General features: G+C 40.2%; 14 protein-coding genes and 1 pseudogene. 10 read left to right on the top strand and 5 right to left on the bottom strand.

Going from position 1 to position 15,798, the window contains the following annotated elements; all coding sequences use genetic code 11:
- The first annotated feature begins 190 nt into the window (after positions 1-190).
- On the top strand, positions 191-2,521 hold the full coding sequence (locus H5164_RS08570; protein ID WP_404948421.1) for a TonB-dependent receptor: 2,331 nt from the start codon (positions 191-193) through the stop codon (positions 2,519-2,521).
- A gap of 14 nt (positions 2,522-2,535) precedes the next feature.
- Positions 2,536-3,216 (top strand): Fe2+-dependent dioxygenase, encoded by a 681-nt coding sequence (locus tag H5164_RS08565; protein ID WP_182755644.1) that lies wholly within the window; start codon positions 2,536-2,538, stop codon positions 3,214-3,216.
- Positions 3,217-3,467: 251 nt separating this feature from the next.
- Here H5164_RS08565 and nrfD read toward each other — a convergent pair whose 3' ends face one another.
- The 4 genes from nrfD to H5164_RS08545 all read right to left on the bottom strand — a co-directional run bounded on the left by nrfD (position 3,468) and on the right by H5164_RS08545 (position 6,099).
- Positions 3,468-4,409, bottom strand: coding sequence for an NrfD/PsrC family molybdoenzyme membrane anchor subunit (gene nrfD / locus H5164_RS08560; protein WP_182755642.1), 942 nt, complete (start codon positions 4,407-4,409; stop codon positions 3,468-3,470).
- Positions 4,406-5,092 carry a 4Fe-4S dicluster domain-containing protein gene (locus tag H5164_RS08555; protein ID WP_124017370.1) on the bottom strand — a complete coding sequence of 229 codons (687 nt, stop codon included), beginning with the start codon at positions 5,090-5,092 and terminating at the stop codon, positions 4,406-4,408. The genes nrfD and H5164_RS08555 overlap by 4 nt, the downstream gene beginning before the upstream one ends.
- 2 nt (positions 5,093-5,094) lie before the next feature.
- Complete coding sequence (locus H5164_RS08550; RefSeq protein ID WP_182742970.1) at positions 5,095-5,559, bottom strand: cytochrome c3 family protein; 465 nt, start codon at positions 5,557-5,559, stop codon at positions 5,095-5,097.
- A 75-nt stretch (positions 5,560-5,634) separates the two neighbouring features.
- Positions 5,635-6,099 carry a hypothetical protein gene (locus tag H5164_RS08545; RefSeq protein WP_182698618.1) on the bottom strand — a complete coding sequence of 155 codons (465 nt, stop codon included), beginning with the start codon at positions 6,097-6,099 and terminating at the stop codon, positions 5,635-5,637.
- A 489-nt stretch (positions 6,100-6,588) separates the two neighbouring features.
- On the opposite strand from H5164_RS08545, the gene H5164_RS08540 reads away from it, so the two are divergent.
- The 8 genes from H5164_RS08540 (at position 6,589) to H5164_RS08505 (ending at position 14,281) form a co-directional block, all read left to right on the top strand.
- Positions 6,589-7,548 (top strand): LysR family transcriptional regulator, encoded by a 960-nt coding sequence (locus tag H5164_RS08540; RefSeq protein WP_124017373.1) that lies wholly within the window; start codon positions 6,589-6,591, stop codon positions 7,546-7,548.
- Between the two features lie 1,060 nt (positions 7,549-8,608).
- Entirely contained in the window at positions 8,609-9,448 is an 840-nt protein-coding gene (locus H5164_RS08535; RefSeq protein ID WP_310736179.1) for an AzlC family ABC transporter permease, read from the top strand.
- Positions 9,445-9,747 carry an AzlD domain-containing protein gene (locus H5164_RS08530; protein WP_182755639.1) on the top strand — a complete coding sequence of 101 codons (303 nt, stop codon included), beginning with the start codon at positions 9,445-9,447 and terminating at the stop codon, positions 9,745-9,747. The genes H5164_RS08535 and H5164_RS08530 overlap by 4 nt, the downstream gene beginning before the upstream one ends.
- A gap of 97 nt (positions 9,748-9,844) precedes the next feature.
- On the top strand, positions 9,845-11,284 hold the full coding sequence (gene mpl, locus H5164_RS08525; RefSeq protein ID WP_182698619.1) for a UDP-N-acetylmuramate:L-alanyl-gamma-D-glutamyl-meso-diaminopimelate ligase: 1,440 nt from the start codon (positions 9,845-9,847) through the stop codon (positions 11,282-11,284).
- A gap of 26 nt (positions 11,285-11,310) precedes the next feature.
- Positions 11,311-11,970: a flavin prenyltransferase UbiX gene (locus H5164_RS08520; RefSeq protein ID WP_124017376.1), complete on the top strand. Its 660-nt coding sequence runs from the start codon at positions 11,311-11,313 to the stop codon at positions 11,968-11,970.
- 7 nt (positions 11,971-11,977) lie between these two features.
- Positions 11,978-12,508 (top strand): hypoxanthine phosphoribosyltransferase, encoded by a 531-nt coding sequence (gene hpt / locus H5164_RS08515; protein ID WP_124017377.1) that lies wholly within the window; start codon positions 11,978-11,980, stop codon positions 12,506-12,508.
- Between the two features lie 67 nt (positions 12,509-12,575).
- Positions 12,576-13,511 (top strand): ABC transporter ATP-binding protein, encoded by a 936-nt coding sequence (locus H5164_RS08510; protein ID WP_124017378.1) that lies wholly within the window; start codon positions 12,576-12,578, stop codon positions 13,509-13,511.
- Entirely contained in the window at positions 13,511-14,281 is a 771-nt protein-coding gene (locus tag H5164_RS08505; protein WP_124017379.1) for an ABC transporter permease, read from the top strand. The genes H5164_RS08510 and H5164_RS08505 overlap by 1 nt, the downstream gene beginning before the upstream one ends.
- An 83-nt stretch (positions 14,282-14,364) precedes the next feature.
- Here H5164_RS08505 and H5164_RS08500 read toward each other — a convergent pair.
- Positions 14,365-15,321: pseudogene (locus tag H5164_RS08500) on the bottom strand (integron integrase).
- Positions 15,322-15,798 lie beyond the last annotated feature (477 nt).

Here is a 15,798-nt window from a genome sequence, read left to right as displayed (position 1 = left end):
TTCTGAGCGGTATTCAAACGGTTACTAATAACGCCTACCTGTGTGTTTATTTCTATATTTTGTTAATTAAATCGCACTCCGCACGAATCTTTACATAAATGATAATGATTTGTATTTGCGATCTTTGTTTCATTTATGTAAAGTGCAGCACATAAATGAAATTTAGTTAATGCTTATTAATAACAGGATGATGTTAAACATGAAGTCTAATAATTACAGTAAGTTATCATTAGGTGCTCAAGCGGTAGCTGCAGCATTAGTATTCAGTAGCCCAGCGCTATACGCTGCAGATACTAAAAATGAAACTTGCGATAAGGATATATTGGCGAAATGTAAACCAGCGCAAACGGACGAATCTATAGAGCGAATTCGTGTTCATGGCGTGCAAAACTCGGTTTACATGTTTAATAACTCTGCCGATAAACGTCGGATGGCTGCACTTGTCGATACGCCGCAAGTGATTACCGTGTTAACTCAAGATCAAATTCAAGAGTCAGGTAATACTGATTTAAAAGATATTTTATCAGCCCAAGCTGGTGTGACCCTTGGTACCGGTGAAAACGGTAATGCGTTCGGTGATCGCTATATTATTCGTGGCCACGAAGCACGTAGTGACGTGTTTGTTGATGGACTTCGCGATCCTGGCATGACCACTCGTGAAAGTTTTGCTACCGAGCGTGTTGAAATAACCAAAGGTCCTAGTTCAACATTTGCTGGCCGTGGTTCATCAGGCGGTGCCATTAACAGTGTGACTAAAAAAGCCTCAGTAGCTTACGATTTTGGCCGCGTCGATCTTGGTGTTGGCACTGACGATCATACTCGTTTAACGGTTGACTATAACTTACCGATATCTGAAAAAGTGGCAGTGCGTCTTAACGGATTAACGGCTGAAGAAGACAAGCCCGGTCGCGAAGGTATTACGAGTGAACGTCAAGGTGTGCAGTTATCAGGTGTGTACGAAGCCACCGATGCATTGTCATTTACTGCCGACGGTTACTACCTAGACGCGAAAGATGTACCAGATTTAGGCAGTTATTTTGATCGTGAAACCCGTGAACCGATCAAAGATATTCCTGTGTACGCTCAAGATGGTGACTTTTTAAATTCAAAAGTATCCACGTTCACCTTACGTACCGAATATGAGTTAAATGACAGCATTACTTTGTACAATGCGACACGTGTTGGTCATACCGAAAACGGCTACATTACAACAGGTATGGGCGGCTCGACGCGTGCAGCTACCGATCCAACAGCACCTGGTGCTAGCACTCTAACGTTGAGTACTCATCAAGGTAATCAAGATGTTGATTATGTCAGTACTCAGTTCAATCTATTTTGGAATACCCAAGCACTTGGTTTTAATCACAAGTTAGTATTTGGCCTTGAATATACAGATGAAAATGTCGACAACGGCGTATATAGCATCACCAACAACAATCAGGGTAATTGTTTAACCAATGGTCGCGGTGGCGTATCAGAGTCATATTGTATTATTGATGGTAACGGAAATGCTGTCGATAATATTGGCCAATTAATGAATCGCAGCTATGTTGATGGTGGCTCAGATGCTGTATACGACATCGAAACCGTATCGGCATACGTAATGGATACGGTCGAATTAACCGATCAGCTAGCCTTGTTCTTTGGTTTTAGACAAGACAGCTTTGATTACAGTAACGACACAACGGGTCGTGGTGGAGAAGTGGATTATGCCTATTCAGATACCATGTACAACGGTAATATTGGCTTAGTTTATGACTTATCTGAAGATGCTAATATTTACGCTAATTACAGTACTGCCACTAACATCAATGGCGGGGAGTCTGACTTAGGGGCTAACTGCGGTTATGGTGGTATTTGTGGTACGCCAGATCAGGCAACTGAAGCTGACGCTGAATTGGTTGAAAACTTGGAGCTTGGTACCAAGTGGATGTTGTTCGGCGACAAAATGATGTTTTCGGCATCGATTTTCCAAATCACGAAAAGTGATGTAATGGAAAGTGTTGGCGACAGCTACTCAACTTTGGGGACACTTAATACAGGTAAAAACCGCGTTAAAGGTATCGAGTTTGGTATGGTCGGCAATATTACTGACAAACTCAGCATACAATTCTCGGCAGCTAAAATGGATTCAGAAATTTTAGAGTCTTACAATCCAGCTAACATTGGTTTAGTACTGAGTAATTTTGCAGACGAAAGCGCTTATTTACAGCTGCGTTATGAGCTAACAGAGTCATTCGTATTTGGTGGTAGTTACACTTATCAAAGTGAAATGTATGGTGGACAACCAGACACTGCTGCAGGATATGATAGCGACAATAGCCGTTACAGCATTGTGGTACCTAACTATCAAGTAGTTGATTTATTTGCCAGTTACAATGCCTCCGAGGATTTAACTTTCCGTATAAACGTGGGCAACATACTCAATGAAGAATACTGGACTGCAGCTTATCGTTCTGGCTCATTTATGTACTTAGGTGATGCCCGTAATGCTAAATTATCGATGACATATGAGTTTTAATTAAAGGTGTTTGCATGATTGTTATTGAACAAATTCTCTCGAAACAAGACGTCAGCGCTTATCGTCAGCAATTGGCTGAATGTCCGTGGGGCGACGGTCGTAAAACCGCAATGGGGATGGCGGCGTCGGTTAAAAATAACAATCAAGCAGATGCACAACACGCTAATGTGCGCCAACTCGCTAATCAGCTACTGGCACGTATTGGCGAAACGCCTAAAATTGTATCGGCGGCGTTACCGCACAAGATATTTCCGCCGTGCTTTAATCGTTATAGCGAAACCGAAGAGTATGGCTATCATGTTGATGCAGCCATTATGCGTATCCCTAATACCGCAGAAGTCATCCGCAGTGATGTATCAATGACGGTATTTTTGAGTGAACCCGAAGAGTATGACGGTGGTGAGTTAGTTATTGCCACCGAATTTGGCCAGCAACACATTAAATTACCGGCAGGATACGCTGTAGTATATCCGTCGAGTAGTTTGCATAAAGTGACTGCGGTAACTCGAGGGCAGCGGATTGCAGCTATTACATGGATGCAAAGTATGGTTGCCGATATGACTTTACGTCAAACCTTATATCAGCTCGATCAAAGCATTCAAAATTTGATTAAAGCTGAACATACCGATCGTGCTGAATTAGATAACTTGCATAATGTGTATCATAATTTAATTAGACAATTTACTCAGCTGTAATTGAAAATACTCATATCGGATCTAAGGGGTAGGGAGTATTGCGAAGCTTAAATGACTGAGCTATATGACTGAGTTTGAACGACGCTGTTTTAATCACTCTGTTCTAATGATTGCTGATGTTCACTTGGTCGAAAATAGTTAGGCGGTAATGGCAAGTGATGAAATAGGTGTAACGCCAAGCGAGTTAGTCTCTGTTAGATATACGGTGACAGTACGGTTGCTAATGCGTGCTATCACCGTTAAAAGTGCGACTAGTTTACTACCATTTGACCAGTGTAAAGGATGAAGTTACGCAACAATATAACCCCCAATAAACTTAAGCATGCCGTTCCGGCAACATAGGCAAACTTGCGTTTTGAAGTGGCGGTCATAAATAAGTTCATCGCTAATGGGGCCGATAATCCTAATCCCATAATCCCAAACCAAAATATAAAGCCCCAAAAACCTACTCCGACAGCATTGAATGCCGCCACCTTGCTTTGGCCACCACTGAAGACTAAACCCAGGAAGAAGGTGAACATAAGTAGTATCTCGCCTAAAATCAGTGGGATCTCTATTTTATGAATGAAACGAACTTCTGCACCATTGGGGTTGCCTTTGAGTAACACACCACCTAATAACGTTGCCGCAGCACCTGAAGATAAGCCTGAAACCAAAAACAGCAAAGGTAACACGCCAGTATTCCACATAGGGAAGTGAGGTTGAGCGGATAATAAAAAGCCGGTATAGGCACCTAACGATACACAGAAGATAACTAGTAAGCCGGTTATACCTGCTTCATAATGCGCGATAATGCGTGTTAGCTTACAAACAATCGAAAAACGTTGTTCACAAAAATCATCAATGATTTTTCTGAATGTAATTACAATCCAGGCATACATAAATACTTGATAAAGCATTAATATAAGCACACCCATCGACATTACCGATGTAGGGTTGTAAAACACTAGGATCTTCCAAAAGTCCAAAGGTTTGGTTAAATCTAATACCAACACCCCCAATCCTGCTACCACGGAAATTGCCGCAATAATACACGCAGCGATAATAAATCCAGACTGATGTGCTTTATCCTTTAGGCAAAAATGTTTCAATAAAACAGAGAAGAACATGGCGCCTGCGGATACCCCCGCTAAAAAGAGGTATATTGCAATGGGCCAGTGCCAAACCAAGGTATCAAAATGAAAAGCACTCATAATATAATCTCCCCTAGTTTCGCTTTAATACGAAATATTTTAGGCCGGGTACCTAAACGTTGCTTAAAGCGCTCAGTCGGATTAGCCTTCAATAGTGCAACCAGTTCGGACTCGGGATCTTTAAGATTGCCAAACACTAATGCTTTTGTCGGACATATTTCTACACAGGCAGGTTGTTTACCGTGTTTGAGATTCGTTTCGCGGCAAAAATCACATTTGTCGGCAGCTTTAGTCACAGGATTAATAAAGCGTACTTCATAAGGGCAGGCTGCAATACAGTATTGGCAACCGACACATTTATCTGCATTGACTGCAACAATACCGGTTTCTTTATTAATAAAGGCGGCACCGGTGGGACAAACAGAAACGCAGGGTGCCTCTTCGCAATGCTCGCAAGAATGCCGAGAGAAATGATAAAATTGATTAGGGTATTCTCCAAATGGTCCAGTTCTTTCAATGCTTAGTCGTGTAACGCCTTCGGGGACATGATTCACTTCTCGACATGCTTCAACACAGGCATTACAGCCAATGCATTTGGTTTCATCATGTAACAAAGCGTACTTTATGTTGTTTATATCGGCTTCCATTTCTGCATTGGCATTTTTGCCACTGAGTGGATATACCGACACGCCTGCAACCAATGCACAGGTGCTTTTAAGAAAATGCCTTCTTGAGTTTTCCATGATTACTTACCTCGCACCGAGTGACAGTTTTGGCATTTATTGCTGCGCTCTGAGGCACTTAACCCCAACATCGGATCTAATTTAGGGTGCAATTGATGACAAGATGTACAGCTGGTTTTTTGCGCATGTACGTTATGTGTCCATTCAGCGTCAGCTAACTTTGTTGGCGTATGACATTTAAGGCATACAGCATTTTTAGCAGTAATAGGGATGTCATTGTCCGAAGAAAACATCATCAAATCATTAGGTTTTCTAGGATGATTGCCTTTTTCACCATGGCAAGAGCTACAACTCATGTTTAATGAGTCATGGCTATGATATCCCTGCATTGCTCCATTTCGTTTATGGCATTTCATGCATGAATCATTGTTAATTTTGCCAGTAAGTTCATCGCTGAGAGCGCCTTGGCTAAGAAACAGTGATAGCAATCCTATGCCGAGTGGCAATAGCCATTTATTCACGGACATAATGAATCCTCGCGATCAGAATTTAAAAAGATAAAATATCGAGTGAAAACAGCTTGTCGTCACCCGATAAGGTCTTCATACAGGTAGGGATAGTTTTAACATTTGCATGTCACAAGGTTTGCCTCGAGCCATTTCAACTAATTTAATGTTGAATTTTTCGAACAAACTTTTTGAGTTAGCATCATCTTGATTACTAAAATCAGAGATAACTAACTTCACTTCTGACGAATCATGGTCAATGACGACATAATCGAGTCGTGTATGATTTTCGGCAGCAGTTTGTGAATCCATTTCAAACACGGTATCGATTGGAACGTTACAACAAACGTCATATTTTTCGCCAATCATGGTTTTTAGTGATTTTAAAAAGTCAAAACTTTGAGTATCAAAAAGCATTTTTTTAAATTTTACTGTGTGGTCCTCTGTATTAGTTTTGAAGAACTTTATACAAGTCATAATGAAAACAACTAATATAAATGGAACAACGATAAATAAAACTGAGTATATAAATACATAACTTAAAAAGACTGAAGTGAACATACCAACCTCCAAACACTTATTGTTTTATTAACTGTACGTCGTCGACGTACGATTAATACTATCCTTGTATTTTCATTTTTAATTGATCGTAATCAATTAAATGAGGTGATTATTATTTATTTGATTGTAGTTATGATTTGGATCTTATTGTTATTTTTAGCATGTTAAATTAAGAAAAGTATTTATTTAACTATATTAATATTTAAGTTTACAATAGAGTTTTTTAAAATGCTGAATTGAATATTGCAGAAGTTGAAATGCTCATTTTGACATTTTTCTTTATAATTTTTGTGCAAGCTTAATCGTCACCTCGGTAGTAATCATACTTAAGCTATTTCCTCTTTAAAGTGTTTTTGTAAAATGAGTTGTTTTTGATAACTGATTTTTATGATCTGGATTAAGTAATCATCAAATACTTAAAATAAAGTTATGAAATATTATATAAATCGATAATATGATATGTTAAATACCTCTAAGGGAGTATCTGTGATGAAGAAGATTGACTTAGATAAATTAGACTTATTAACACTTTCTATATTAGTAAGTTTGTACGAAAACAAATCGGCTACTCATGTGTCTAGAATACTGGATGTACCAGCATCAAAGATTAGTCGTTGTTTACATTCAGCAAGATTGCTATTCGGTGATGAGCTTTTTATTAGACGTAAATATGGATTGGTACCGAACGATTATGCAGGGAGGATCTATCCTATTGCAAAAGAAATTGTGGACTGTGCTAAAAATTTCAATCGGCTGAATAGTACCTCATTACCACATAGTCGACATTTTGAATTAGTGATGCCAGGAATGATTGCTCATGCTTACCCACGTGCATTAATGAATTCAATTAAAGAGCATCATAAAGATATTCATATCAATGTGAACAATTGGGATAAACATGCTCTAGAAAGCGTTTCTAACGATCCTAATAGTATTGTCTTGTGTGGCTGTAAAAGCCCTGAGGAAATTCATTGCTTTGATCAAAAGTTACACGTTGAAGTGCTTGCCGAAATGGGGTCACAGTACTTGTTAAGTTGTAAAAATCATCGCATTTTAAAGCAAGAAATCACTTTAGAAAGTATTGCCGAGTATCCATACATCAATACGCTTATGGGAGCCCAAGCGCCAATAATCAATCCGTTTCAAGAGTATTGTCAACTCAACAATCTACCTCTTGAAACTGAAATGACTATTACAAATGTATCTTCTTTATTTGATTACCTTTCTGATTGTAAGTCGTTGGCATTAACACCTTACAAGGCCGTTTACGACATGGTAGATGAGGAGTCAGGTTTACATGCTTGTCAGATATCTGAATACGAAGTGAATCGTCTTTTTAACGTTGTAGAACCATTAAAGTTAGTATTGGTGACGCATCCCAATGCAGATAATGAAGATGCTACTTGGTTAAAACAGCAGATACGCGAGTTAACCAGTGAGCTTGTTTAACAATAAAGTCGATGCAGATGTTGTTTTAGTTATATGGGCATTATAAATATATGTTTTGATGTGAACTTGGGTGTTGTATCTAGACCTTAGTATGAGTTTTCTTGATAGTTTTACTTCTTAATGCTTATTGAGTAAAAATTGGCTTTGGTGTAGGCGGTTATTGGTATTTTTTAATAGATGATATTTTCAATCACATTGTTCACGATAACCTAGGTTGCTTTGTTAGTTATTTAATCCAACATGTGTTTTTCACTTTTCGATTTATATACTCGAATTTAATACGTATCGGAATTACATTTAATGTAATTCCTTTTTGTGTATATTTTTTACTTGTTTAAAATTCGTTCATGCGAGACTTTTAGTTAATTGCATAAATGTATAATTTGGCGTTTGATTTTCTCGATACTAAATTTGAATATAAAATATATGTTTTTTTGCAACTTAGAAGTGCAAAACGTTTTTGGGTAATATCGTCGCGACTAATACTATTTGATAAATGTAAATGATGAATATAAAAATCTACATACTATATTTAATGTCTTTTATAGTAAAAAATATGAGGTGAGTCATTTTATCATAAACGTTACTTAAGGCTGAGCTAATGTAGTGGTGTGATAATTACCGCTTAAAAACAGGTTAAATCAGTATTAAAGCATCAATTACTTGCCACCAATCTTGGAAATTTGTTAGCAATCTTCTTTTGTCGTCATTTGTTTTTGTAAGTAATTGATTTTAATTTAAATATTGGTTTTTATTGCTTGGTTGTGGTTAAGCTTGTGGTTGCACATGAGTGCCTGCGTTAGTGAGTTGGGTATTGCTGCATTTAGCATTTAACACCTATGCTACATACTATGTTTTGAACCAGTGAATAACGCTCATACTTGTATATTTCATCGAGCGATTAATCACAGCTAAAAACGTTATAGATCAACTGATACCCTGGTAAGATTCATGATCATATTTCAAGGGCTTTACTAACTTATTCACGTTAAGCTAATCTTCTTGTTTCCTATCAAGCTGTATTTGAGGGAATAACAATATCAGTCAATAAGGATATAACGTGGACACCCTTGAGTTAACTTCTGTTACCCCCAGCAAAACTAAATCGTTTTTAGCTGGTGCGCTTGCCGTTATGCCGCTGACGATTGCGGTGATCCCTTGGGGGATACTCGCCGGATCGTTTGCACTGGAAGTGGGCCTAACGCCAGTTGAAAGCCAAGCGATGTCTGCAATTATCTTTGCGGGTAGTGCCCAGTTGGTTGCACTCGGTATGATAAAAGCCGGTATTGGTATTAGCAGTATCTTGATCACCACCTTACTGATCACCTCTCGACATTTGCTGTATGCCATGGCGATGCGCACTCATATAAGCCCTTTACCCCTTAAATGGCGTTTAGGCTTAGGTTTTTTACTCACAGATGAACTGTTTGCTATCGCCAATCAAGCTCATAAAGGCGACTCGCCAGCGCAACATCAGTTTGATCGCTGGTATGCTTTGGGCGGCGGCTTAACCTTTTATCTTGGTTGGAATATTGCTACTTTGCTTGGCATTGTCGCAGGGCAGTCTATCGACAACTTAGGCGAACTCGGACTCGACTTTGCCATCGCTGCCACCTTTATCGCCATCGTAGTCCCCACAGTAAAAAAGCCATCAATATTAGTGTGTGTCCTGGTGTCGCTTACCTTAGCTGTCGTGTGCGCAGTATTTGCGATTCAAGCCGGGCTATTAATTGCGGCAATATCGGGCATGGCAGCAGGCATGACTTACGCCAAATTGACTAACGAAGACGCTGTGGTTTCGGCTAGAGTTGATTCGAGTAACATTGATTCTGCTATCGCTAATTCGAATACCGCTGAATCTACTTCTTCAGTGACCGCAAATAAGGATCACAAGCTATGATCTGGCTGATTATTTTCTCCATGGCGGCAGTGGTGTTTATTAGTCGACACTTGTTGTTAGAACCTAAATTGCCTATTCGCTTAAGTAAAAATACTTTAACGTTTTTAAGCTATTCAGCCCCAGCGGTATTAACCGCTATCTTAGCGCCAATTGTGTTTGTGCCCGAAGGCCAACTTGCTATTAGTGTATATAACCCCTATTTAACTTGTGCTCTGGTGGCCACAGTGCTGGCTTACGTTACCCGCAACACCTTACTCACAACCGTACTCAGTATGGGACTGTTTTTTATTTTGTATTAGCAACAGACCCTAGATTAATTTCAATCATTGTTAACTGACATTCTGTTGCGCAATAGATTAGAATAACCGCCATATTACGGACCAATTAGAGTTGAATATGCACGTACACATATTAGGTATTTGTGGCACTTTTATGGGCGGTTTAGCCCTACTAGCCCGCGCAATGGGCCACAAAGTAACCGGCAGTGATGCTAACGTTTACCCGCCGATGAGCACCCAGCTTGAGCAACAAGGTATTGAGCTAATCCAAGGTTTTGATCCCATTCAATTAGGCAAAGAAGGCGATAATCAACCAGATTTAGTGGTTATTGGTAATGCCATGAGTCGCGGTAATCCATGTGTAGAAGCGGTATTAAACCGTGGTATTAAATACACTTCTGGGCCGCAGTTTTTGTCTGAACATATTTTGCAAGACCGTTGGGTGTTGGCGGTAGCGGGTACTCACGGCAAAACCTCTACCTCCAGCATGCTCGCGTGGGTTTTAGAGTACTGCGGCTACGAGCCGGGATTTTTAATTGGTGGCGTGCCGCAAAACTTTGGCGTGTCAGCCCGTTTAGGTAACTCAGTGTTTTTTGTGGTTGAAGCCGACGAATACGACAGTGCCTTTTTTGATAAACGCTCTAAGTTTGTGCATTACCATCCACGCACGTTAGTGATCAATAATCTTGAATTTGATCATGCCGATATTTTTGCCGATCTCGCAGCCATTCAACGTCAATTTAATCATGTTATCCGCACTGTGCCGGGCGAAGGTAAGGTTATTTGGCCTAGCGATGTTGAAGCTGTGCAGCAAGTGATTGATATGGGCTGTTGGAGCGAACAAGAAATTTATTCTAAATCGCCAACCTTAGCCACAGATATAGCTAATCATTCAGAGAGTCCTTTAGCAAGCCAAGGTGAACCAAGTGCTTGGCAGTCGCGTACTATTGCCGACGACGGCCATGTGTTTGAAGTGCTGTTTAAGGGGGAGTCACAAGGGATATTACACTGGGCATTGATAGGTCAGCACAATATCGAAAACGCAATTATGGCTATCGCTGCGGCACGTCATGTTGGCGTAGCACCAAGCCATGCTATTGAGGCATTGACACAGTTCAGTCCACCTAAGCGTCGTTTAGAATTATTGGCTACCGTTAATGGGGTGTCTGTGTATGACGATTTTGCTCATCATCCAACCGCTATTGCCACCACCTTACAAGGGCTAAGGGCCAAAGTGGCTTCCAGTGATCATGCTAATGGCAAGATTATTGTAGTGCTAGAGCCGCGATCGAACACCATGAAAAGCGGTGTACATAAAGATACGCTGGCCAATTCGATGGTATTGGCTGATGTTGGCTACTTATATCAAGCGGACAATATTGGTTGGGACATTCATGCCAGTATGGCTAATGCGCCACTTCCTGTGACTGTGTTTAACAATATAGAAGACATTATTAACACAGTAGCCACCACCGCCAATAAAGGTGATACCGTGGTCATTATGAGTAATGGTGGCTTTAATGGTATTCACCAGAAAATAATTAAGGCTCTAGCGTAACGGCTTTAGCCGATAGAGGGTACAACATGGCCTATGCCAAAAAAGCCAAAGCAATTAGTCTCGCCTGGACCGGCGCATCTGGCGCACCATATGGCATTAAGTTGCTTGAATGCTTGCTCGCGGCTGATTACCAAGTTTTTTTAATGGTATCCAGCGCAGCACGTGTGGTGTTAGCCACCGAGCATGGGTTACAACTGAGCGCAAATCCAGATAAAGCCAAGGCTCAATTACTTGAGCAACTGCATAATTCTGATGAGCCATTAAAAGGCGAATTAGTGGTGTTAGGTAAAGATGAATGGTTTTCGCCGCCAGCATCAGGCAGTGCGGCACCAAAACAAATGGTGATTTGTCCGTGTTCAACCGGCACATTAGCTGCTGTCGCCACTGGAATGAGTAATAATTTGCTCGAAAGAGCAGCAGACGTAGTATTAAAAGAGCGTGGGCAGTTAATCCTTGTTCCGCGTGAAACTCCTTTTAGTGCCATACACTTAGAGCATATGTTAAGCCTTACACGCAATGGTGCGACCATCATGCCAGCGGCACCAGGTTTTTATCATAATCCCAAATCGGTTCAAGATCTGGTAAACTTCATGGTTTCCCGAATACTTGATCATTTGGGTATTGAACACGACTTAACGAGTCGCTGGGGATACGGACGTACTCAGTCACACGACATCGACAATTGAGAGATTTATGAAGCACACCATTGAAATGATGATTTCTGAGCAAGAAATCAATAAAACTTTAGACCAGTTAGCTGAACGCATTAATGCTCATTACGCTGACAGTGAACGCTTATTAATGGTTGGCCTATTAAAAGGTTCTGTAGTGTTTATGGCCGATTTATGTCGCCGCATCAAAGGCCATGTTGAAATCGACTTTATGGCAGTATCAAGTTATGGTAATTCAACCACTAGCTCACGCGACGTTAAAGTGCTTAAAGACGTGCAGTCTGATATCTCTGGCCGTGACGTGTTAATTGTTGAAGACTTAATCGACTCAGGCAACACCTTAAATAAAGTGCGCGAGATGTTACTACTGCGCGAACCAAAAAGTTTAGCGCTTTGTACCTTATTAGATAAGCCAGAACGCCGCGAGGTTGATGTACACGTCGACTTTATTGGTATCACAATTCCTGACGAGTTTATTGTCGGTTACGGTATCGACTACGCAGAGCAATACCGCAACTTGCCTTATATCGCTAAAGTTGTACCACTGGATTAAGCAAACATAATTTATAAACTCCCGCCGATGTGGGAGTTTTTTTTCATTGTAAGTTGAGGATTTCAATATGGCCGATAACGCCAATGCATTGGTGATCGATAACCTTAAAAAAACCTATAAAGGCGGTGTAGAAGCCGTTAAGTCAATTAGTTTGACGGTAAAGCAAGGTGACTTCTTTGCTTTGCTTGGCCCCAATGGTGCAGGTAAATCTACCACCATCGGCATTATCAGCTCATTGGTGCAGAAAACCGCTGGCACGGTTTCGGTATTTGGTTTCGATATAGATAAAGATCTCGAACATGCCAAGTTATGTATCGGGTTAGTACCGCAAGAATTTAATTTTAACCAGTTTGAAACCGTGCAACAAATTGTGGTTAACCAAGCGGGTTACTACGGCGTGCCAAAAGCCGTAGCATTACAACGTGCTGAAAAATATCTCACCCAACTTGATTTATGGCAAAAACGCCATGCTCAAGCGCGCGAACTGTCTGGTGGCATGAAACGCCGTTTAATGATTGCGCGTGCGTTAATGCACGAACCTAAATTACTAATATTAGATGAGCCAACAGCAGGCGTCGACATTGAACTTCGTCGTTCAATGTGGGAGTTTTTAAAGCAAATTAACAAACAAGGTGTGACGATTATTTTAACCACACACTACCTTGAAGAAGCCGAAATGCTGTGTCGCACCATTGGTATTATCGATACCGGTTTGCTGGTGGAATGCACCACCATGAAGGCTTTATTGAGCAAGCTAGATGTTGAAACCTTTATTTTCGATTTACGTCATGATCTCGATGTTGCCCCTCAGTTAACCAATATGAATTGCCGCTTAACTGATGCACATACTTTAGAAGTCGATGTGGCCAAATCGAATAACATTAATGAGTTATTTACTCAGTTTACTTCAGCCAATATCGAAGTCTTGTCGATGCGCAATAAAGCCAACCGTCTAGAAGAATTGTTTGTAGAGCTGGTAGAGAAAGCCAAGGAGTCAAAATAATGAAAAGTCTGTATTTTGTGGCTTTTAAAAGTATTTTAACCAAAGAAATTAATCGCTTCACCCGTATTTGGATCCAAACACTAGTGCCGCCAGCCATTACCATGACGTTATATTTTTTAATTTTTGGTAACTTAGTTGGTAGCCGCATCGGTGAAATGGGCGGCGTGACCTACATGGAGTTTATCGCTCCTGGTTTAATCATGATGTCGGTGATCACCAGCTCATACTCTAATGTGGCCTCATCGTTTTACAGCGCCAAGTTTCAACGCAACATTGAAGAAATCATGGTGGCTCCAGTACCGCATTACGTGATGATAGCTGGTTATGTCGGCGGCGGTGTCGCCCGTGGGTTATGCGTGGGCCTAATTGTGACCACAGTGGCGATGTTGTTTGTTGATATCTCCTTACATCATGTTGGCTTGGTCGTTATCACCATGTTTTTAACCTCAGTGTTATTCTCACTCGGTGGCTTGATTAATGCCGTGTTTGCCAAAAGCTTTGACGATATCAGTATTATCCCGACCTTTATTCTTACGCCACTCACCTACTTAGGCGGTGTATTTTACTCGTTATCATTATTGCCACCTTTTTGGCAAGGTGTATCGGGTTTAAATCCTGTGGTATACATGATTAACGTATTCCGCTACGGATTTTTAGGTTTTGCCGACCTCAGTGTACCGTTATCTATCGCCATCATGGTTGGCTTTTGCGTCAGCTTGTGGGCAGTAGCTTACTATTTGATTTCGCGCGGAATTGGTTTGCGTAGCTAAGTCTCATAGGCGGTAAGCCGCAGCCAAAGCGGTTGTTATCATCTCAGTGTAAAAGGGCTCATAAGAGTCCTTTTTTATGGGCGTTATCTATCTATTGGGCTGGTAGTATGACTAAAGCGAGAACCTATAACATGAGTATACAGTTCAGTCGTTTTAAGATATGAATGGCCTAATAGTTCTTGAACATTACGAATATTGGTACCATTTTGCAGTAGTTGAGTCGCAAACGTATGCCTAAAGGTATGTGCTTTTACTTGCTTCGGTATTTAGCTGATTAATACTGCTTTGCGCAATTGTTTTCTAAATGTTGTTTCGTGAATATGATGACGACAAATATAGCCATCATATGGATGTGTACAGCGTGTCGATGAGGGGAAAACATACTGCCAAGATAAATCTTTAGCGGCATTACCATATTTGCGTAATAGTGCAGGTGGCAAAGATGCTAACCCATATCCTTCATTTAAATCTTGCTGGTGGCACGCTTTTACGATACTAAATTGGTTATCCAAAGAATGGCTTAAGGATTTTGGCAATAATGTATAACGGTCTTTTTTACCTTTGCCTCTAAAAATAAATAACGTATTATTCTCTATGTTTACATCTTTAATTCTTAGCTTTAATACCTCATTTATTCGTAATCCTCCACCATATAGAAGTGATGCCATTAACCAATATTGGCCAGAAAGGTGGCTAATAATGTTTGTAGCCTCCTCGTGGGTTAGCACTGTCGGTATGGACTGCTCCCGCTTAGTAAACGAATAACGTAAATCCGATATCTCTCTTCGAATAATATGTTTATATACATAAATAATTGCGCATAAAGCTTGGTTTTGTGTTGCAGCACTTACCTGCCGATTGACTGCTAAGTGATTTAAGAAACGCTCAATTTCGGTATTACCCATGTCTTGAGGATGTTTTTTGTCATTGAAAAGGATAAATTGCTTTATCCAATATAAATATACTTTCTCTGTTTTGATACTGTAACGACGAGTGCGAAGTTCGGTACGAATTGACTCGAGAAATGGTGATGTTGACATATCAACTCCTTTTGATTCAAACTGACATTATAACTGTATGTATATACAGTTATAATTCATTCTTGTAAAAATGCCAGTTTTGTTCTCGTTATGTAATCGCAAAAATTCTCGGTTTTACCTAAAGGACAATGCTATCCAATTGAATTAGCTTATTTTGTTAAAAAATCGGATCCATATGACGAGCCATATCATTCTCGGTTATCTAAATTCTCGTTTTTTCCTAGACTAAAAGGTGATTGATTTGGGTTGTTTAAGCTGATAAGTTACTAAAATTATTAATAATTAAAGTAGTATGGATGTTGAGTTTTGGTGAGCTTTTCAGGATGTTTATCGGAATTCTCGCTAATACGCTGTTATGTTGCACGATGAAAATTAAACAGATTGCCATTGCCACAATTTTGCATTTTATAACTCTCGTTATTTTCGGGTTTCTGAGTTTAGGTGCAACTATGGGGCTTGGATTTAAAGATGAGTTAA

This window comes from Shewanella sp. SG41-3, from assembly GCF_014164545.1.
In the GTDB taxonomy this organism is placed as follows: Bacteria; Pseudomonadota; Gammaproteobacteria; order Enterobacterales; family Shewanellaceae; genus Shewanella; species Shewanella vesiculosa.
The sequence above is the reverse complement of the archived record's forward strand: the minus strand, read 5'-3'. Positions and strand labels throughout refer to the sequence as shown.